Below are 20,842 nucleotides of genomic sequence, written 5' to 3'. Positions count from 1 at the left end.
TCCTTTCTATAAATAGAGCTAGATATAACCGCTATCCTAGATTTGTACTTCATTTCCTAAATACTCGAACTCGTAGTTCCACAACCTAAAAGCAAAATATCAAATCAAAGATAGCGGAGATCATTTTATAATACGGACTCGAAGTCCCTGGGAGCATGATCGATCTTAGCTCTATCTTCAGAATAACAAAAAAGTCCAGGACAATAATTATTTTTGTCCTGAACTAATCTTAGGTTGTTTATTAATCAACGTTACAGCAGTCATAATAATAACCACAGGCGTAAACGCTGAATAAAACCAGAAAATTCCAAAACCGGCAATTGATAAAAATACTTACAACGGTTTTATTTACTTTTACCTTATTGTAATAGTTAGCAATTGCAAGGCCAATATAAAACAAGGCAAAACCCAGGTACATGCAGGTTCCCGCAAATCGCGGATGTGCCTCTGCATCATCAATGAATTTCATTGCCACAGTTATTAGGCTAAGACCAAATAAAATAAAGTAATGAAGATAGATCATTAAATTTCCGGTCTCATGGCGTTGATGTTCATTAATTAAATGATCAAATTCAACAATGTAGGTAAAGAATAGCGCTGCAACTGTGGTAAGTATAAGAATAGACTGAATTGAAAAGCTGGTGGCAGTAAAGTAATCAGCAATACCGACAATCGTCTCACCAAACATCACGATAATTAATGCCGTAAGCCGTTCTAGCAAGTGCGAAAAGATGATGGGATGATGCTTTGTATATTTTCCGGTAAAGCCAGGCGCAATCCAACTGATAATAATACCAGCAAAAGCAATCCTCACCTATGAAAAAATTGCTAAATGCCAGTCAAATGTTGTTGAAAACGAATTTGACATATAGAGAAGAATTGCCATATCGACGAACGAAAAGATAACATTTGTTCCTGAAATCTTTCCATGCCGATTTGTAAAAACCATCTGGACCATCCAGGAATTAATAAATACAATCACGACAATTGCAAAGATTCCTAAAACCGGCAATCCCACAATCCCATTGTGCAAATGGTGAATCATTTCTGTTGCTCGGAAAACCATGTAAACGAACACTAAATCGTAAAATAATTCTATCAAGGAAACTCGCTTAGTAATTTCATCTGCCACCTATTTAACCTGATCTACATCAGTTCGGACAACTAACACATCAACAGGCGCATTACGCTTTACATATGACGTAACTGAACCCATTACAGCTCGTTGCATCCGTGATAATCCACTAGCACCAATAATAATCATGTCGTTGTGGTGATCACGAGGGAAGTCAAATGAAATAATTGTCTTTGGATTACCAAGACGGATATGAATGTCAAGATTGTCAAAACCATCCTTATCCTTGGCAGTCTTCAACAATTCATCAAGGTATTGCTTTGACTTATCAACTAACTGGTAAGCAATACTTCCATCTGACATACCAGCAAAGTTATAAGCCATTGCTCGTGTATCAATTACGTTTAAAATATCTATATGGGCACCATTACGCTTTGCAATTGCGATTGCACGATGCAATGCAAATTCTGATTCCTGAGAGCCATCAACTGGAACTAGGATGTTTTGATATTCTTGATCCATTTACTCTTTTTCTGAACTAACGGTATCTTGGGCTGGTGCTAGCTTAACTCCTCGGTGGTCAACGCTTGTACTAAATACGATTTGTGTACTTGTCTTTCCAAAACGTTGTTGAATAGTATTGATGAAGTTATCTAAATCGGTGGTAGAAGGAAAAACAACTTCCATAATTTCTGAATAATCACCAGTTACACAGTTACATTCAATCACATTGGGAATTTGTTGAATGTAAGGGTAAAATTCTTGTTTTTGGCGAGGCTCAAGTTGCACCTGAATAAAAGCTTTAACATGAAAGTTGATTTTTTCCATGTTAACACTTGTATGGTAGCCAGTAATAATCCCATTTCGTTCAAGTTTATTAATTCGCGCCGCAATTGCTGGTGATGAAATAAAACATTCTTTAGAGAGTTCTTTTAAAGAAGCACGGGCGTTTTTTTGAAGAAGGTTAATAATCTTCCTATCGATCTTGTCCATTTATTCAGCTTCAACGTCAGTTTCTGTTGATGGTTTTTCCTTTCCGTAATTATCTAAATATGCATTATATTTTTCACGGTCAAGAGCACCTTCAGATTCACCGATAACAAGTGTGGCAATTGAATTACCAACCACGTTTACGGCAGTTCGTCCCATATCAACGAAACGATCAATTCCGGCAATGAAAGTCAAACCAGCCATTGGAACCCCAATTGTAGAAACACTAGCAAGCAATACAACAAAAGAAGCTCCTGGAACCCCAGCCATTCCCTTACTAGTAATCATCAAAACAACCAGCAGAGTAATTTGGTGAGAAATACTAAGATGAAGTCCATATGCTTGTGCTAAGAAGATCGCTGCTAATGATTGATAAATTGCAGATCCATCAAGATTAAAAGTATAACCAGTTGGAATAACAAAAGCTGTAATACCCTTGCTTACTCCCATCTCGTGCGTCTTTTTCATCAAACGAGGCAACGTAACTTCTGAACTGGCAGTAGTAAATGCCAAAACAATCTCATCAAGGATAGCGCGCATCGTCTTCCAATAACGTAAATGGAAAATATGAGCAGTAATACCGAGGACAACAATAATAAAGATTAACATTGTCACATACGCAATCACAATAAATAATCCTAATGGCAGCAGAGCACTAATACCCATTTCGGCGATTGTCATTCCAATTAAACCAAAGACCCCAATTGGTGCAAACTTCATAACCCAATTAGTAACTTTGAACATAACTTCTGAAACTGCATTTAATACATCAATTAAAATTTTAGCCTTTTCCCCAACAGCTGCAATTCCTAATCCGAAAAGAACTGAGAACAGGATAACAGGCATCATGTCACCATCAGACATGGATTTAAAAATGTTCGTTGGAATAATCGACAAAATTAATGGCCAGAATCCGCTACTATGTTCTGCAGATTTTGCAGTGGACATGTATTGCGAAATATCAGTTGCATGAAGTTTATGAATATCAATAAACGAACCTGGATGGGTAATGTTAGCCATTACGATCCCTAAAATTAACGCAATTGTGGTTAAAACTTCAAAATAAATTAATGTTTTTCCACCAATCCGTCCTAACTTTCTAATATCACCAATATTAGCAATTCCCACAGTCAAGCAAGAAACAACAATTGGCATTACGATCATTTGAATCAGCCGGATAAAGATTGTTCCTAAGCTCTGCATAACAGTGATGGCACCCTTATTTTGATAGAAAATTAATCCACAAATAATACCAAGGGCCAGCCCAATCATAATTTGCCAGCCCATACTGAGGCGTCCGAAACGATATCGCTTCACTTATTTCTTAATTCTTTTTTGATACCACCGATAAGCAAAGTATAAACCAACGATCGCCATAATGATAATAGCGACAGTCGTGTAATCGTTGAAGATAATGACAATTTTATTCCATGATTGGCCGACCCAAGCGCCAAGAACAACAAGCAGTGTGTTCCAGATGGTGCTCCCGATAGTAGTGAGAAGGCAAAATTTTCCTAATGAAGTTTGCGCGATCCCTGCAGGAATAGAGATTAAACTGCGGATAACGGGAATGCAGCGGCCATAGAGAATGCCGCCTGTCCCATGTTTATTAAACCAATCGACTGCTTTTTTAGCATCATCTTGATGAAAGCCCAAAAGTTTAAATAAGCGATGACCAAGAAGGAGTTCAAGGCGGTTAACAGTTAACTGGCGGCCGAGAGCATATAAAATAAGTGCCCCGATAAGTGAGCCAATTGTCGCGGCGATAATTACTCCAACAATTGATAAAGAGGTGGTAGTCGTCATAAAACCGCTCATTGTAAGGATAATTTCGGATGGTAGCGGTGGAAAGACATTTTCAAGGGCAATTAGTAAGGCAATTGCAAAATAACCAAACTGATTAATAAATTCCGTTATCCAAGCGTTCATCTATCGGGTTGTTTGCCGTTTGATCAAGTGAGTTCCGACAACTGTCTTGCATGGGTCATTATTCGGATTCTGCAGCCGTTTAATCATCATATCAACAGCGGCATGGGCCATTTCATCAGTGGCAATGTGTACTGCTGACATACTTGGATAAACGTACTTAACGATTGCCGTATCGTTAAAACTAATCAAGGCGATTCGATTTGGAACGTTAATTTTGGCTTCTTGAATCGCTTTAAGCGCGCCAACTGCCATCGGATCATTGGCAACAAAGATTCCATGCGGCATACGGTCACCAAGCGTCGCAATTGCCTTTTTCATCGCGTTATATCCTGACATCGAGGTGTAGTCGCCAGCAAATATAAATTCTGGATGATAAAGGTTTTGTTGACGTAAGTTACTTTCAAAATAGAATCGCCGCAAATCAGGAACAATTTGTTGATCCGTTGTCTTTTCAGTTCCTGCCAACATACCAATATCGTTAATTCCTTCGCTAACAAATTCTGAAATAACTGACCGCACTGCATTTTCAAAGTCCGGTACTAAGCAATCGTAACCGGCAGCCAAACTGTCGTAATCAACAAACACAATATTAGAAGTTACTAACCGCAATGCTTGAACTTGCGAATCACTAAATTTTCCAATCGCGATGATGCCCGTAACGTCACGAGGAATCTCTTCCATATTGTTTTGGTAAACGGGAACAGTCTGTAGTCCCTGTTGTTGCGCTGCTCGTTCGATTCCCATCCGAATTGCCATGTAATACAGGTCATCTAATTCTTGTGTAAGAGAATACCATTGAACAACAGCTACTCGTTGTACTTGGTTATTACGTGCTCGCTTATGCTTAGTATAGTTAAACTCTTCGGCAGTGGCTAACACTCGCTGACGTGTCTTTTCATTTACAGAAAGCGTCACATCATTATTTAAAATTCGCGATACAGTCGCAATAGATACCCCTGCTTTATCCGCGATATCATGTAATGTTACTGCCATCTATTTTAAAGCATCAATGAATCGTTGCCAACCTTCATTTCCAGCTGTGTTATCCTTAAAGACTCCCGCATTTTCCAAAACATTAGCAAAGACATTAGCAAGTTCTTGTTCCATAACCTCATCGACATTATCCTCGGTGATATTAATCCTTGACTGAACTTCTTTTGCCCATGGAAGATGACTATCTGCAATCTTATTTTCAGCACCAAGCCAAAACTTCTTGACTTCATTTAACTCATCCTTAAGCCGCGCTGGTAAGATAGCACGACCCATCACTTCAATCAAACCGATATTTTCCTTTTTAATGTGCCATAGCTTTTCATGTGGATGGAAGATTCCGAGTGGATATTCATCATTAGTATTATTATCCCGCAAAACTAAATCAAGAACAAACTTATCGCCTTCCCGATGCATAATTGGGGTAACAGTATGATGACGAAGTTCACCATCAAAAGCCTTAATATCAAGACTTTCATCACTGTATTGATCCCATACCTTAATAATATGTGTACCAAGATCAATTAGTTGCTCAGTATCGGTACTAGTCAAACGAATATCACTCATTGGCCAGTTAACGATTCCTGCATTAACAGCTGGATATTCATCAAAGTACAATTCTTTCTTAATAGAGGCCTTCATCATTGGGAAAATATGCTTACCACCTTGGTAGTGTTCATGAGCAAGCATTGATCCACCAACGATTGGTAAATCCGCATTGCTTCCAACGAAATAAGCTGGGAATTGCTTTTCAATTTCAACTAAGTTAATTAAAGTTTGCCGATTAATCTCCATTGGCTCATGCTTACTATCAAGGAAGATACAGTGTTCGTGGAAGTAAGCATATGGAGAATACTGGAATCCCCATTGTTGCCCCCCTACTGTAATTCGAATAATACGGTGGTTGCTTCGTGCTGCCTGTCCAAGACGTCCCTTGTAACCCTCATTTTCCATGCAAAGAGCACATTGTGGGTACTTCTTAGCGGTATCATGAGCAGCCGCTGCAATTGCTTTGGGATCCTTTTCTGGCTTTGAAAGATTGATGGTAATTTCAAGATTGCCGTACTTAGTTGGTTTATCAAAGACAACATTCTTCTTGATAGCAGCTACTTTAACATAGTCGTTGCTAGTACATAAGTTATAGAACCAATCAGTCGCACTTGATGGAGATTGTTGGTACTTTCCCCAGAATTTATGATTAACTACTGATGGCGTTGGGGTCATCAAATCATAAAGCTGATCGTTTAAAATTTCCTTAGCAGTTTGACCATCATCAATTTTGCCGCGTTTAACAGCTAAATCAACAAGTTGACTAACAACAGATTCATCATCTTTAGCTTCAACATCTTCATCACCAACAAAGCCCCGAATCTTGTTTAAGACATAGATCCGGTCGAGTGGTTCATAAGTTCCACTAGCAATCACTTGGTCAGCAAACTTTTCCATTAACTTCATTTAAAGCTTATGTGGTCCATCAACAACTTCAGCATCATAGAAACTGGCATCGTAACCAATCTTGTCACGATAAATCTTGCCAACGTTTTTCTTAAAGTTTTCTGCTTCTGACTTCTTAACAATGGCAATCGCACTGCCGGCAAATCCACCGCCGACCATTCGAGCACCAAGGCAGCCCGGTTGATCCCATGCGTTTTCTGCTAGGGTATCAAGCTCTTTACCAGTTACTTCATAGTCATATTTTAGAGAAACATGGGAAGCATTGATTAGCCGCCCCAGTTCTTCAAGGTCGCCCTTTTCCATTGCATCAATAGCTTTTTTTGTCCGTTCATTTTCACTTACAGCATGCCGTGCTCGACGGATTAGTGTGTCATCATCAATTAGAGAAGTATATTGATCAAATGTATCGGAATCTAATTCACCCAACTTATTAATATCTAGTTTCTTGTTAAGGCGTTTAACTGCTTCTTCACATTCTTGGACCCGTTCGTTGTATTTGGAACCAGCTAAGGAGTGGTTCTTATTAGTACTCATGATAATGATTTCATAATCGCCAAGTTCAAGTGGCAAATACTTATATTCAAGAGTGTTGCAGTCAAGGTAAATTGCGTTATTTTCTTTACCCATTCCGACAGCAAATTGGTCCATGATTCCGGAATTAAGACCAACAAAGTCATTTTCAGTCTTTTGTCCGAGTTTTACTAATTCAATTTCATCGATATCAAGATTAAATTCATCTTTCAAAATATTACCCATCAACATTTCAATTGATGCTGATGACGATAAGCCTGAACCATAAGGAAGAAAACCGTGGATGTATAAGTTAAATCCGTGATCAATCTTGAAACCACGTTGCTTTAGATAAACAAGCATCCCCTTAAAGTAGTTAACCCACTTTTCATCTTTAGCACTTTGCGGTTCTGTATCATTAATGTCAAAAGTAATAATCTTACTGTCTTCTTCTTTTGCTGAATTAGCTGAGTAAATGGCGACTGTTGTGTCCTCACGCGGTCCATATACCCCATAGGTCCCAATACTGATTGCACATGGAAAAACATGACCACCATTATAATCAGTATGTTCCCCGATCACATTAATCCGTCCTGGTGAGAAAAATACATCCTTCCCCGGTTCCTTAAATACATCTTGGTATTCAGCTAAAAATTGTTGCTTATCCATCTATTGTACACTGAATTGAGATAAAAGAGGTTGTAAAGCTTGTGCAAGCATTTTTCCTTCAGTAATAGCGCCCGCTTGGTCAGGATGGAGCCCATCAGTAAAGCTATGGTGCCAAGTTTTAGTTTCAATTATCGAACAGTTATGTTTAGTGGCAATTGTGCGGATCGCAGAAGCAAAGGTCTGACTAAAAGGAATCATGATTGCTAAGGGAGCATGAGGAAAAGTTAGCTTAACTTGCTGAATAAAAAGATCGAAAGCGGCAATAAATTGAGTTAGAGGGAAACGACGGTCATTAACGCCTAAATTAATCACGTTGAGATCAGGGTGATTAGGCGTCCATAATGTCTGATTGTCAATTTTTCCTAAAAAGACATCGGCAGTTGGGACCCCGCCAGTAGCAGGTCTTAGCACTCCCCCAGCAGAGTAGGCTATTCGAACACTATCGACGTTAAGCAGGTCTGCACAGATTCCTGCATAGTTAGTTTCTGGTCGGTAGTCAGCAGCAGGATGATTGCCAACTACCCAACAACCGGCCGTGATTGAATCACCGATAAAGTTGACCACAGGACGCTGCGGGGCTGCCATAATTGCGCCGTTATCGAGATAAATGTTTTTAATTGCAAAGCCTTCATTACCTTGCCACACTTCGTCAATGTCGGAATTACCGGCTGCCATTATTTCGATGGTATGTAATATCGAATCAAGTGGAATATCAATTTTTTCTAAGCTAGCTTGTGCCCGTTGCCACTTTCCGCCATCAATTCGAAATGCAAACACTTGGCTAGGAGATAGGGAATCTTGATTTGGCAAAACAGTAATTTGACATTTTTTAGCATTTGAAACCTTAAAACGAAGGTAGCTTCCAAGGTTAGTGGTGTATAAGGTGGGCATATTATTAATCTTTTTAACGGTCCAGCGTCCAGTACGTGAAGCAAATTTAATTAGATCAGTTGGTTGGTAGTTCTTCATTTAATCTAAATACAATTTTCGTAAATCTTTTATTTCGGTAGGCGTAATATCAAGATAATTATTAAGATATTGATTAACGTTTCCGTAATTTTGAGTAATGATTTTGATTGCTGTATTTAGGTAATCAGGAGCTACTGAGGCAAGGGCAGCCCGATTTGTCACTAGTGCCTCGCTGGCTCCATGATTCCGCATGTCTTGCAACCAGTGATTACGAAACTCCTGAGTAACAGTATTCGTTAACAGGTAATCTTCCATAATAATCTTTTGCTCAACCCCGAGGGCACTAAGAATAAGATAAGCAGCCATCCCTGTCCGATCTTTACCAGCAGTACAATGAAATAGCAAGGCACCGCGTTCATTATTCAATAAGAGATTAAGTAATTTCTGGTAAGCTTGCTTGGCTGAAGCAGCTGTGGTCATTCGGTGATAAACATCAATCATATGGTGATAACCGTTTCCTGGCTGTTGCATCTGTGCGGCGATTTCCTCATCACTATGTGAGGCGTCTGTTTCGTCGGCTTCGAAAACAGGTAAATGATAATATTTTGCTTGGGAAGGCACTCGATCAGGATCTTTCTTTACTTCGTCGGGAGCACGGAGGTCAATATCGAGCGAAATAGGAATATTATCTAAAACGGTGAGATCATTTTGATCTAAATGAGCAAGTGAACCAGTACGAATAAGACGATGCCATTTTATTTGATGACCATCTGCTGTGGGATAACCTCCAAGATCACGAAAGTTGTACCCATTCTTTATTGGAAGTAAGCGTTGGTTAGCCATTCATGAACGACTTGGCAAATCAATTTGTGCTTTTGCTAGAATATGACCTTTGGCCGCATGGATAAAGTCATTAAGCCAGTATTTATTTTCTAAGGGTAAAGTGTCATCTAATGCAAACACCATTAAAGTATAATCATGAGTTTTGTCGGGAGGTTGTGGACCCACATAACCACTAGTTATCAATGGGTTTCCATTAACCAACGAGCTGGCATTGCTATTATTCCCCTGCACAAATTTATCTGCTAATTCTCGACTAGCATTTGCAGGGATATCTGTTAACGTTGCTGGAATGTTGGCGGCTAACCAGTGGATCCAAGTAAAGCCACAGACAGGTGTTGAGTCATAATCAATAAAGACGAGTGCAAATGTCTTTGTATCTGCTGGTGCGTCGGTAATTTTAATTGGAAATGACTTAATTGGATGGTCAGCTAGCATATCAGCTGCTGGCGCATATTTACCATATTCATCTGCTAACATCCCATTAATTAATGGTACTGAGATTTGCATTTAAAGACGATTTTTAATTTCGTAGGGCTTTGACTTCTCGTGTTCAGCTGGTAAGGCATCCTTAGCGTAAAAAATTGCGTATTCTTTATCGTTAGGATCTTTAGCGATGACAAGTTCGTCATTATGACGTGCTTGTTTAAAAATTTGTCCTTTCCGAACAGCTTCATTATAGTCATGAATATTAGCGACTGAATCGCCTGGATTAAAGAAAATTCTTGTTTCCATTTAACGACCACCCACAATTTTGGCTGTCGCATTTTCAAGCCGTTCAATTAATGAATCAGCATCGTTCTTAAAGTCATCAATAAATGAGCTCGATTGTGGTTGAATACGTCCTGCTTCATCACCCATAATACCCGTAACGACTAGGTCATCCCCATCCCACTTAACATCATCGTAATGGCCTTCAAGAGCTTCATCAAAAAATGCTTGGAGTATATCCCGAACAGCATTTTGAATAACAGCCTTTTCGTCAACTTGCTCACCACGTACTTGATGTTGAGCCAGCTGCATTGCTACTTCTTCCATATTTTCTGGAATTTCAACGCTCATTTAATGGCGACGTAATTTTCGTCGAGCCTTTTTACTAAACTTGATTCCTTGAAGGGACTTCTTTTTCCGCTTTAATTGTGAATCAACTTGGTTATCATTACTCTTAGCCACTTGTTGCTTTTGTTGCATTTCGCGTTGACGCTTGAGCAGGCGCTTACGTTCATATTCGCCCCATGGATTCAAGAGGCCACGCATAAAGTCAGCAACTTCCTGCTTATGTTCGTCCATCCACGCTTCTGCCACATCTACATCATCAGTATCGATACCATTACTATTGATGAATGATAAAACTAATTGTGTTTCCCGCTCATCACGATTTAATGAGGCAAGCATGTCTTCTGATGGTTGCATATTAGCAATTGCCTTTAAGCCCAACTTGTATTGATCCATATTGATATAATCATTTTGCTTCAAGTACTCAAACAAGGCCTGCGCGCTCGGTACGATGTTGTGAATTTGCTTAATTGAAATATGTGGATCTAATGGCATCATCATGCCTAATACGCGTTGCAAGTTGCCGAAAGTCCATTGACCTGGATATTCATTGCATTCTTGTACCATTAATTCCAAGAACTCTTGCACAACATAGTTCAACTCAACATCATCTAATTCAAGATTATTGAATTGGGAAGCAGACTTAATAGCTTGTTGCACATTTGCTAATAAATCCTTGAACTTCTCAGGTGTCCATGTAACTTCTTTTTTAGCAGGACTTGCTTGAACTGAGGTTGCTTCTGCTTCGTCATTTTCCGCATCCCCATGTAATTGGGCCCATGTCTTATGTGCTTTCCGACACTCGTTCATCTTTGTCCGTTGTTCTTCCATTGCTTTTACAACTTCCGCAAGATTTTCAACTTTCAAAAATTCTTGATAAGCTCGCAAAACTGGAACAACCGCAATTCCAAATTGATTAGTTAGTGCTGGATCAGCGATGAATTCCCCGACCATGACCGCTTTTACTGCTTCTGGTGTCCAAGTAGTGTCGGTCAAATGCTGATCATTTGCCATCTGGTTATTAAAACGCGTCAAAATATCCTGTGCATGCTTTTGCTGATTAGCAGATAACTGATGATAGTTGGACGAAGTAAGAAACTGGTCAATATGTTGTTCTTGTTCGTTCATCTATAATTCAACTTTAACAATTTTAACTTTATATGAAGATTGTGGAGCTTCAACAGTTACAGTTGTCCCAGCTGTTTTGTGAAGAAGGGCTTGACCGAGGGGAGAATCAAAGGAGATTTTTTGTTTGGCAAGATCGGCTTCCTGCTTTCCCACAATATGATAAGTTTCTTGTTCATGGTCATCCTCAAATTCAATTGTCACGGTTGTCCCTAAATCAATAGTGTGATCATTCTTGGGAGTCACAATTTCAGCATATTGAAGCTGTTTATTGAGGTACCGAAGCCTGCTCTCAAGGTGGCGTAATTCACGCTTAGCAGTACTATATTCCGTATTTTCGGATAAGTCACCAAGCGCACGGGCAGCTTTTAATTGTTCAATTTTTGCAGGTCTTTGCTGTTGTAATTTTGCAATTTGTTCTTCAATTTCATGATAGCCATTTGCAGTCATTTTTTGAAAATAGACATTTTTCATTGCTTCTTGGATCTTTTTTCGTTGCATTTATTCTAAGCCCAATTCTTTGGCATAGGCTGCTTCTTCCTTACTGAGGCGTTGACGTTCACGTTCGTTGTACCATGGTGAAATGGTAAAGGCGAGAACATCATTAATAAGGTAAATTGAGCTGTTAACGGCCATTGCTAAAGTGGCAGATCCTTGCTTGTAAGAAACAAACCAGAGTACTAGTTGTGCAAGACCAGATGCAAGCCACCAGAAATATTGGTTGTTAAAACGCAAGAAGCAAATAACACCAGCGGAAAGACTGATGGAAAAGCTGATTGCATCAATCCATGGTCGTGGATCGTCAGTAAGATGACCGATTAAATAACCAGAAACAAAATAAACAATAATTGTTGCAATGACGGCAACCGTCCATGAACGAGCATTGAATTTACGGATCTTTGATGCCATGTTAACATTCCAATTTGTGGAAAGTAATACTGGTAAATCGAGGGTAATAACATAGGCGATTTGTTCGGCAATACTTAAATAATTTTTAGCACTAAAACCAGCAATGATGAAACATAATGCTGATAAAATACCTAAGAAACCATTTACCGACTTAGCAGCATTGATTGCTAAAACGCAAAGTACTCCAAGCGTGGTTCCAATAAATGTAATGACAGTTACCCACGTTATTGGAGCACTAACTAAAGTCATTACCTGACAGCCAAGACTGAAAAAGAATAGGTAATAATTTTGTTGTGGCCAGCCCTTTAATTGGTGGGCAAGAAATTTAAAATAATCGCTAATCATTTAATATTGTTTATTGTATTCATAAACTAATTCTGGTTCACGACCAGTACGATGATAAGCATTTAATGCATCTATCTGTGCCATTTCTTGGGCGTTAAGTTCAAAATCATAAATATCAGCGTTTTGGGCAATTCGCTCTTCATGAACTGACTTGGGAATAAAAGAAACACCATTCTGGAGATGCCACCGCAGTATAATTTGCGCGGTGGATTTATTATGAGCAGCAGCAATATCTTTTAATACTGGTTCATTGAGAACTGCTCCTCGCCCTAATGGACTCCAGGCTTGCGTTACTATTTGATGTTGACGATTAAATTCTAATAGTGGTTTTTGTGTTAATAGCGGATGCAACTCAATTTGATCAACAACTGGCATTTCATTTGCTTGGGTTGCCAAATATTGAAGATGAATCATTTGGTAATTACTTACACCAATTGACCTAGTCAGCCCTTCTTTTTTCATTTCTTCAAAAGCTCGCCAGGTGTCAAAAAATGATCGTTTAATTGGCCAGTGAACAAGCAACAAATCAACGTAATCCATTTGTAATTTACGTAAGGATTCTTTGACAGATTCAATGGCCTTATCGTAACCTTGATTTTCTTCTGCCACTTTAGTTGTCACAAAAATATTATCGCGCGGAATGGCTAATTGCTTAAAAGCCGTCCCCACTTCTTGCTCATTTCCGTATAACTGAGCCGTATCAAAAAGCCGATACCCATCTTCATATGCCTTTTTGACTGCTTGATTCATTGTCGCTTGGCCATCTACCTTATAAAGGCCAAAACCTTCTTGAGGCATTTCATTTCCATCGGCAAGAGTTAATAGGTTGTCCTTAATATCCATTTATTCATTGTTTTCCACCAATCGATAGCCAAGGCCACGTTCTGTGTGAATACATTGCCGTAAACCAATTGTGCTTAGCTTAGTTCTTAACCGACTAATATTAACGTTAAGGGTGTTCTCATTAAGGTATTTGCCACCTTGCCATAACCATTGAAGTAATTGCTCCTTAGAAACGGTTTTATTACGGTGACTGAGTAAAACTTGGAGCATAGCACCTTCAGTTGGAGTGAGCTGGGCAGTACCGTTTTCGTTCATAAGAATATTAGTAAGGGGATTGAATGAATTATGATCCCACATTATTTCTTCTGCATCAGTCGTTTGCTTATTCCGCCGTAATAAAGCTTGAATTTTAGCTAAAAGCACCGTCATCGCAAATGGCTTCATAATATAATCATCTGCCCCCGCGGCCACTGCATGCATGACATTGGTATCAATTTCAGCCGCAGAAATAACTATAATCGGCACTTGACTATGTTTACGAACCTCTTGAATCCAATAAAAGCCATCGAACGTCGGGAGGGTAATATCAAATAAGACCAGATCTGGGCTTGTAGCAAGAATTTCATTTGCAACGTTTTGCCAGTCGTTAACTGTGATAACATCGTGCTGCCATTTATTTAATTCTTGAGTTGTGGAATGGATAATATCAGGATTATCTTCAACGATAAATATTTTAGCCATAATTGTTTCCCCGTAAATAGATTTAAACTCATCATACATTTAGTTTGATGATCTGATATTATCTGGTAAGAAAGATAGAATTGCTGTCGTTCCCTGAGATTGAACTGATGAGATGCTAACCTTGAAATTTAAGTGCTCAGTGACTTTTTTAACAAGGTACAATCCCATCCCGGTAGCAGCAGTTGTTCGGTGCCCATTTTTTCCGGTAAAACTATTGTCAAAGATTCGCGGAAGATCATTCATTGAGATGCCACATCCATGGTCAGCGATCCGCAAAGAATTCATTTCCCAGGAAATATTAATTGTACTATTAGGGGATGAGTATTTGATTGCGTTTGAAAGTAGTTGTTCAATGCAAAAATGCAACCATTTACGATCAGTGAGAACTTTAATTCCGTCCAAGCCGGTTAATTCTGGAATCAATTGTTTATGAATGAAGACCGCAGAATTTTGTTGCAAAATATTATTAATTAAGTTGGCAATATCGATCCATTGAAAATCGTAATCATGATTATTAATCGCTAGTCGTTCGTCATTTAACAACAAATTGAGATAATAGTTAGCTTGGTGGATATTCTTTTTTACTTCTGTACTTGCGACAGTTGGTGAATTTTCTGCCGCGGCATTAAGACTAGTCAAATAGTTTTTAATTTCATGAGTAAATAATTCAAGGTGGTCAAGTTGTTCATGCTGAGTTGCTTGTAACTGTCGAATTGTGTCAATGTTTTTTGCTTGTTCATCTTGCAATAGTTCAACAAGTTTTCCCTCAGTCATATTGGTAGGAGTGAATTTATCGAGCTGAGAAATATTTAAATGGCGCAATCGATAATATTTAATTGCACCACTACCGATAAGCCATACTATAAAAAAGGGAAGAGAAAAGCGAATCACATCGCCCCAAAAAACAGTTGGGAGATTATATAAAATTACTAAAAGCCCAACCAGACCTAAGAGAAAAAGATAGCCAATAGTAGGAAGAAGGATTGAACGCCAAAATAATTTAAAATAACGTTTATTCATTTATTCACCGCCATTCGTTAAGGTCATCATTGTCTGACTAATTTGTTGTTGGTAGTCTTTAAGGGAAAGATCACCACGATAGAGTTCATGATAGATTCGACCATCCTTAATGAAGAGTGTGCGTTTAGCATGACTAGCAGCCGCGGCACTGTGCGTAACCATAATAATTGTTTGATCGTTAGCATTAACTTCATCAAAGAGCTCAAGAATTTCGTTACTGGTGTTCGAATCTAGAGCTCCAGTAGGTTCGTCAGCGAGAAGGAGGTCAGGATGGGTAATTAACGCCCGTGCAATGGCAATTCTTTGTTGCTGTCCTCCAGAAATCTCACTTGGAAAACGATCAATAATTTTATTAATACGTAAGCGATCAATTAAAGGCTTAATCCGTTCTTCCATCGTTGCAACCGGAGTTTTTGCTAGAACAAGTGGTAAGTAAATATTGTCGCGATTTGAGAGACTATCAAGTAAGTTGAAATGCTGGAAAACAAAGCTGAGGTGTTCCCGTCTATAACGTGCTGCATCGTCTTTGGAAAGTTGACGGAGATCTTGACCATTAAGGATTGCTTGTCCGTTAGTTGCTTGTTCTAAAGTTGCAATTATATTTAATAAGGTACTTTTACCAGCACCAGATTCTCCCATAATTGCAACATACTCTCCCTCTTCAACTTTAAAGGTAATATCTTTTAAGGCCATTACTGGATTGGCAGAGTTACGATTATAGACGCGTTGAACGTGTTGAATGTTTAATAATGTCATTTAACCTTGCTCAACGATTTTACGATACATCCTGGTAGTAAGTCCGTAAATAGCAAAGTAGAGGCATAGGAGGATAAAGGTAATTGAGACGGCAATTATTATCATCAATCGAACATTATAGAAATTAAATTGAATTAGAATTTGTCGAATTGCAGGGATCGCAAAGCAAAGGTTAATTATTGCACCAACTACTGGCAACATAAAGACCATCAATACTTGACTATGAATACTCTTGGTTGTTTCTTTCTCGCTTAAACCAACTTGTTGCATCGTCTTGAAACGATATTGATCTTCATAACCTTCAGTAATTTGTTTAAAGTAAATTACAACAGTTGTCGTGATTCCTAGGGCAAAGCTAATGGGAATTCCTAAAAAGACGATTCCGCCATAGAGACTGGTCAATTGACTACGAAGGTTTGTCCGGGAAGAATATACTTGGTTTGGCAAGTGAAGCTGGGCTTGAAGGTCATTTTCAAAGTTAAGATGAGCTTTCTTACTACCATTTAAGTGATAATTAATTCCTGTGAAGTTAATTGTGGTAGTGTTTGCCGGAAGCATATTTGTGATTATAAAAATTGGCGAATAAATCGCGTGACTTGGATTGAAATAGTAGTGAAAGTCATAGATAGGAGTAGCTTGGTATTTTTGTGTACCAATCTGTAAAGCACCACGATGCTCTTTAGCGGGAGAATAAATTAAGGCCTTATTTGCTGCTAATTTAACATATTTATCCGTAATCCGATTATAAGTTGCTGTCGACATGGTAATGACCGTATTGGTAGTTTGATTAGTCATATTCTGTAAATCACCTTGGTTGATGAAATGATTATTTTCCCAGTAGCCGTATTGCGGAGCGCTCGTTGTAAAGGTAACAGGCTTATTAAGTTGAGCATGGTGTTTTTTGGCAACAGAATTGATGGTCGATTCTTGTTGTGCAGTAAGTTTCTGCGAGGTGACAATTGTAAGGTCGCGTGGGGCATAAGAATTGACCGTATCATTAATGCCGGCATACATAGTTAAAGATGTAAATAAAATTACAAGGACAGAGCTACAGAGTAAACAAATCGTTGCAAGACTAGCACCATTTTGTTCCATCCGTTGTAACATTCCAGAAACCGCGATAAAGTGGCGAGGGCGATAGTAATATCCTTTGTTTTTTTGCAGGAGTTTAAGGACAATGATGCTACCAGCAATAAAAATGAGGTATGTTCCAATCACAACTAAGAAGACGGCAGTCATGAATATTGTTAAAGCAGATATCCGCGGTTTAACTGTAATTGTAAGATAATAGGCGTAGGCAAGGACTGCAACACCCACAAGGCCAGCAAAAGTAAAGAACTTACCATGACGCGCGATTTTAGTTTGTTGGGGGTGCCATAATTCGTTTGGATTTAGCCGAAATAGTTTGATCAGATCAATGACCATTAAAATTAAGAAAAAGCCGCCAATGATGACGATTGTATTTATCACAGCGCCCCATTCAATCCAAGGTTGAGATAAATGATCAATTTGCAAGAGATGAGCAAAGCCAAGAAAAGCGAGGCGATCAAAAATAATACCAAATAAAGTCCCGAGAAAAAGACTAATTACTAAAAGATAGCACTTTTCAATGACTGTTAGCACTTGTAAGTTATGTCTCGTCATCCCCAACATACTATAAAGACCCATTTCTTGTTGACGCTGTTGCCATAAGAAGCGATTAACATAGATCATAAACGCAAGTGTTACAAGGATAATAAAAGTTGATCCTGTTTGCATTAATGCTTTAGTAACTGCCGCGCTTGGCAAATCTTTAAGACTGCGATTAATTTCAACTGCCTTAAAAATATAGTTAATGGCGACTAGCATTGTCATTGATATGAGGTAAGGGATGTAAACTTTAAGATTACGCTTAAAACTTGAATTAATCAGTTTGAAAAAGAGCATCATTTACTCCTTTACAAATTGTTGTGTAGCTATGTGATCCGCAACTGAATGAAGCCAATTATCAAAGAATACTCGTTGGGTAGTTGCCCAGCTAAATTCAGGATCTTTCATATGAAGCGGATCGCGAAAGTAGTTTTGCGGCTTGATATACTCAACACCGGGATTAGCATTCCGCTCTCGTAAGTATTCCTTTAAAAGGGCATCCTTTCCGTATTCAAGATGGGAGAAAAGAAAGTATTGATTCTTTTCTCGAGCGCGGAACGAGAATAAGAAATTATTTTTGGTCACAGCATTAATAACTAATCGTGGATCTTTCATAATCTTGTCAATATCAAGTTCGGCATAACGAGCATGGGGAGCAAGAAAACCATCAGGTAATCCTTTTAAGAGAGGGTCTTGCGCGCGCAAATAATTGTGGAAGACTCCAAAAATTTTTTCAGGTAATTGAAATTTTGGAATATCATAAAGATAGTTAGCAGCTGCCATCGCGCCCCAGCAAATGTAAAGTTGTGGAATGTTATTGGCAACTAATACGTCAATCAATTGATGAATCTCATCAAGATATGTAATTTCTTCAAATGTGAGTTGTTCGATTGGCGCGCCAGTGATAATAAAAGCATCTATTGTGGCAACTTGTTTAAAATCTAAAGGCTGGGAAATCTCTTGAACAATGTCAGGGACAGGGCGAGAAGTATAGTGTGTTTGAGGGTAAAAGTATTGTACATCAACATTGTAGGATCCCTCAGAAAGTACTTTTGTAAATCGCAGTTGAGTATCTACTTTGTCATGCATTAAGTTAAGAATTCCTATTCTTAATGGATCTGCCGTCATTTAGTAATTAAACAATTCTGTTGAAAGGTAACGGTCACCGCCATCGGGAGCAACAGTAATAACTTGCTTACCCTTACCAAGCTTTTTGGCGACTTCAATCGCACCTTTGATATTAGCACCAGCTGAGATACCAACAAGAATTCCTTCTTGATGACCAACTTCACGTGCCATCGTAATAGCGTCATCGCTCTTAATTTCAAGGATTCCGTTGTAAACATCAGTATCAAGAACTTTCGGGATAAAGCCAGCACTGATCCCTTGGATTTTGTGCTTGCCACCTTTTCCTTCTTTTAATACTGGAGATTCTGCTGGTTCAAGAGCATAAATTTGGACATTAGGATTAGCTTTTTTCAATGCGTGACCCACCCCGGTAAGTGTTCCTCCAGTACCAACACCAGCAATAAATGCGTCAGGAATATCATCGCCAAATGCTTCAAGAATTTCTTTTCCTGTAGTTTCTTCATGAATTGCTGGATTTGCTGGATTATCAAATTGCATTGGCATAAAGTAGCCTTTTTCTTTAACTAGTTCTTCTGCTTTTGCAATTGCACCCTTCATTCCGTCGGCACCGGGAGTAAGAATAAGTTCGGCTCCATAACCTTGCATGAGTTTCCGGCGTTCAACACTCATTGTTTCTGGCATGGTGATGACAAGATGGTATCCCTTGGCAGCGGCAACCATGGCTAGGCCAACACCAGTGTTTCCAGAGGTTGGTTCAACAATAGTGCCACCTGCTTGTAATTTACCAGCTTTTTCAGCTTCTTCAATCATGGCAAGGGCAATCCGATCCTTAATTGAACCACCAGGATTAAAGAATTCAAGTTTTACATAAACGTCTGCTGCATCTTCAGGAACAACGCGATTTAACTTAACAATCGGAGTATTACCGATTAAATTTACGATTGAATTAGTGATTTTCGTCATTTATGTCACAGTCCCTTCTTGAAGTTGTTTAAGGTCTTGATAATTATAATGGCGCAATCCGTTTTCAGTTCGTTTAGCATGAAGCAACCCACGGCAGTCATAGTATTGGATTGTCCTGATTGAAACATTACATTTTTTTGCTAATTGACCAGTCGTATACATAAGGGACTGTGACATAAGTTAAGTTACTTTCATAAAAAGCAAATACGCAGTACAACAATGGTCTCTAACGTCCGGCAAAACCGAACGTTAAAGGCCTATTGTTGCTTGTGGGGGCTCGAAAACGAAGTCACAAGTGACTTTTGTCTCGCTCCCTTATTTAAGTCCAGTGGCTAACTTATTCTTGAAATTTAGGATACAATAATTTTTTTGTGAACACTTGTCACAGGTAAGATATCTTGTATTAGGAGTATGACGGGCAAAAAGCCATTTACTAAGCGACACCCTAAACTTATGAAAACAATGAGGACAAATATAGCAAGTATGATGGTAATAATTTATAGCAATATACCAAGTTAAAGCAACTGTAATAAGAATTCCTAATAATAACCATATCAAATTTCCTTGATAAAAAAGAAAGTAAAGAATGCTACCCCAAAGAATGAAGTCGATACTGATACCAATAAGCAATAATTTAATTCGTAACTGTTTTAACTTCTTTGTTTTCTTGATCTTGTCAAAAATACTTTGACTGATATTTCCTGGGAAATCAGAATGTTTATTCAAAAAAGTTTCTAATTGAGATAGACTTGCTAATTGTTCTGAAGCGTCTTTAATTTCCTGCTTGAGTTTTCTTCGTTGGTTAACAATTAGGCTTTTTAGAATATTGTTGTCAGTGTCATTAATAATCTGTTGAATGTCTTTTAAGCTGAGGGAGCGAGACAATTGTATCCTAAATTTCAAGAATAAGTTAGCCACTGGACTTAAATAAATAATACTGACCAATTGATTATTGGTTGATGGAGCTGTGATATCTCTTGGTAGAAGGCCTTACGATAGATATCCATTGACGAATTTTGTTTTTAGGGGTAATTACATCATATCAGGAACGATTTCCTG

The 20,842-nt window shown here is 38.6% G+C and carries 26 protein-coding genes; all 26 read right to left on the bottom strand.

The features are described from left to right. Positions 1-241: 241 nt before the first annotated feature. The 26 genes from HHK02_RS09235 to HHK02_RS09110 all read right to left on the bottom strand — a co-directional run bounded on the left by HHK02_RS09235 (position 242) and on the right by HHK02_RS09110 (position 20,668). The gene (locus HHK02_RS09235; protein WP_231124835.1) at positions 242-814 is read right to left on the bottom strand and encodes a low temperature requirement protein A; all 573 of its coding nucleotides are present in this window, start codon (positions 812-814) and stop codon (positions 242-244) included. Further along, a complete protein-coding gene (locus HHK02_RS09230; RefSeq protein WP_181462327.1) occupies positions 815-1,132 on the bottom strand; it encodes a low temperature requirement protein A in 318 nt (105 codons plus the stop codon). It abuts the gene before it with no gap. Next, a complete protein-coding gene (locus tag HHK02_RS09225) occupies positions 1,133-1,597 on the bottom strand; it encodes a universal stress protein (RefSeq protein ID WP_003669854.1) in 465 nt (154 codons plus the stop codon). Next, positions 1,598-2,068: an Lrp/AsnC family transcriptional regulator gene (locus HHK02_RS09220; protein WP_003669853.1), complete on the bottom strand. Its 471-nt coding sequence runs from the start codon at positions 2,066-2,068 to the stop codon at positions 1,598-1,600. It lies immediately after the preceding gene. Then, positions 2,069-3,382 (bottom strand): cation:dicarboxylate symporter family transporter, encoded by a 1,314-nt coding sequence (locus HHK02_RS09215; protein ID WP_019252975.1) that lies wholly within the window; start codon positions 3,380-3,382, stop codon positions 2,069-2,071. Next, positions 3,383-3,994 carry a DedA family protein gene (locus tag HHK02_RS09210; protein ID WP_078010074.1) on the bottom strand — a complete coding sequence of 204 codons (612 nt, stop codon included), beginning with the start codon at positions 3,992-3,994 and terminating at the stop codon, positions 3,383-3,385. It lies immediately after the preceding gene. After that, a complete protein-coding gene (locus HHK02_RS09205; RefSeq protein ID WP_003669850.1) occupies positions 3,995-4,987 on the bottom strand; it encodes a LacI family DNA-binding transcriptional regulator in 993 nt (330 codons plus the stop codon). Next, positions 4,988-6,439 carry a UDP-glucose--hexose-1-phosphate uridylyltransferase gene (locus HHK02_RS09200; protein WP_003669849.1) on the bottom strand — a complete coding sequence of 484 codons (1,452 nt, stop codon included), beginning with the start codon at positions 6,437-6,439 and terminating at the stop codon, positions 4,988-4,990. Continuing rightward, a complete protein-coding gene (locus HHK02_RS09195) occupies positions 6,440-7,618 on the bottom strand; it encodes a galactokinase (RefSeq protein ID WP_035159556.1) in 1,179 nt (392 codons plus the stop codon). It abuts the gene before it with no gap. Continuing rightward, complete coding sequence (locus HHK02_RS09190; RefSeq protein WP_099979709.1) at positions 7,619-8,587, bottom strand: SGNH/GDSL hydrolase family protein; 969 nt, start codon at positions 8,585-8,587, stop codon at positions 7,619-7,621. It lies immediately after the preceding gene. Next, positions 8,588-9,370 carry a tyrosine-protein phosphatase gene (locus tag HHK02_RS09185; RefSeq protein ID WP_099979710.1) on the bottom strand — a complete coding sequence of 261 codons (783 nt, stop codon included), beginning with the start codon at positions 9,368-9,370 and terminating at the stop codon, positions 8,588-8,590. Next, complete coding sequence (locus HHK02_RS09180; RefSeq protein ID WP_085678563.1) at positions 9,371-9,877, bottom strand: YbhB/YbcL family Raf kinase inhibitor-like protein; 507 nt, start codon at positions 9,875-9,877, stop codon at positions 9,371-9,373. Continuing rightward, entirely contained in the window at positions 9,878-10,102 is a 225-nt protein-coding gene (locus HHK02_RS09175) for a hypothetical protein (RefSeq protein WP_003664967.1), read from the bottom strand. Continuing rightward, positions 10,103-10,429 carry a hypothetical protein gene (locus tag HHK02_RS09170; RefSeq protein ID WP_099979711.1) on the bottom strand — a complete coding sequence of 109 codons (327 nt, stop codon included), beginning with the start codon at positions 10,427-10,429 and terminating at the stop codon, positions 10,103-10,105. Further along, positions 10,430-11,551, bottom strand: coding sequence for a hypothetical protein (locus HHK02_RS09165; protein ID WP_181462326.1), 1,122 nt, complete (start codon positions 11,549-11,551; stop codon positions 10,430-10,432). Then, positions 11,552-12,049 (bottom strand): transcription elongation factor GreA, encoded by a 498-nt coding sequence (gene greA / locus HHK02_RS09160; protein WP_016496473.1) that lies wholly within the window; start codon positions 12,047-12,049, stop codon positions 11,552-11,554. Further along, positions 12,050-12,802, bottom strand: coding sequence for a nicotinamide riboside transporter PnuC (gene pnuC, locus HHK02_RS09155; RefSeq protein ID WP_085719367.1), 753 nt, complete (start codon positions 12,800-12,802; stop codon positions 12,050-12,052). Beyond that, entirely contained in the window at positions 12,803-13,645 is an 843-nt protein-coding gene (locus HHK02_RS09150; RefSeq protein WP_099979713.1) for an aldo/keto reductase, read from the bottom strand. It abuts the gene before it with no gap. Next, complete coding sequence (locus tag HHK02_RS09145) at positions 13,646-14,365, bottom strand: response regulator transcription factor (RefSeq protein WP_085678558.1); 720 nt, start codon at positions 14,363-14,365, stop codon at positions 13,646-13,648. Further along, entirely contained in the window at positions 14,366-15,346 is a 981-nt protein-coding gene (locus HHK02_RS09140) for a sensor histidine kinase (RefSeq protein ID WP_099979714.1), read from the bottom strand. Beyond that, positions 15,347-16,102, bottom strand: a complete 756-nt coding sequence (locus HHK02_RS09135) for an ABC transporter ATP-binding protein (RefSeq protein WP_181462325.1) — start codon at positions 16,100-16,102, stop codon at positions 15,347-15,349. Then, a complete protein-coding gene (locus HHK02_RS09130; RefSeq protein WP_099979716.1) occupies positions 16,103-18,031 on the bottom strand; it encodes an ABC transporter permease in 1,929 nt (642 codons plus the stop codon). Next, a complete protein-coding gene (locus tag HHK02_RS09125; RefSeq protein ID WP_003669835.1) occupies positions 18,032-18,859 on the bottom strand; it encodes a homoserine O-acetyltransferase/O-succinyltransferase family protein in 828 nt (275 codons plus the stop codon). Beyond that, a complete protein-coding gene (cysK, locus tag HHK02_RS09120) occupies positions 18,860-19,783 on the bottom strand; it encodes a cysteine synthase A (protein ID WP_085650219.1) in 924 nt (307 codons plus the stop codon). Further along, positions 19,784-19,945: a MerR family DNA-binding transcriptional regulator gene (locus tag HHK02_RS09115; protein WP_231124834.1), complete on the bottom strand. Its 162-nt coding sequence runs from the start codon at positions 19,943-19,945 to the stop codon at positions 19,784-19,786. 153 nt (positions 19,946-20,098) lie between these two features. Next, positions 20,099-20,668, bottom strand: a complete 570-nt coding sequence (locus tag HHK02_RS09110; protein WP_231124833.1) for a MerR family transcriptional regulator — start codon at positions 20,666-20,668, stop codon at positions 20,099-20,101. Between the last annotated feature and the right edge of the window lie 174 nt (positions 20,669-20,842).

The organism is Limosilactobacillus reuteri (assembly GCF_013694365.1).
In the GTDB taxonomy this organism is placed as follows: Bacteria; Bacillota; Bacilli; order Lactobacillales; family Lactobacillaceae; genus Limosilactobacillus; species Limosilactobacillus reuteri_E.
Note: the sequence above shows the minus strand (reverse complement) of the source record. Positions and strands in the feature narration are given on the sequence as shown.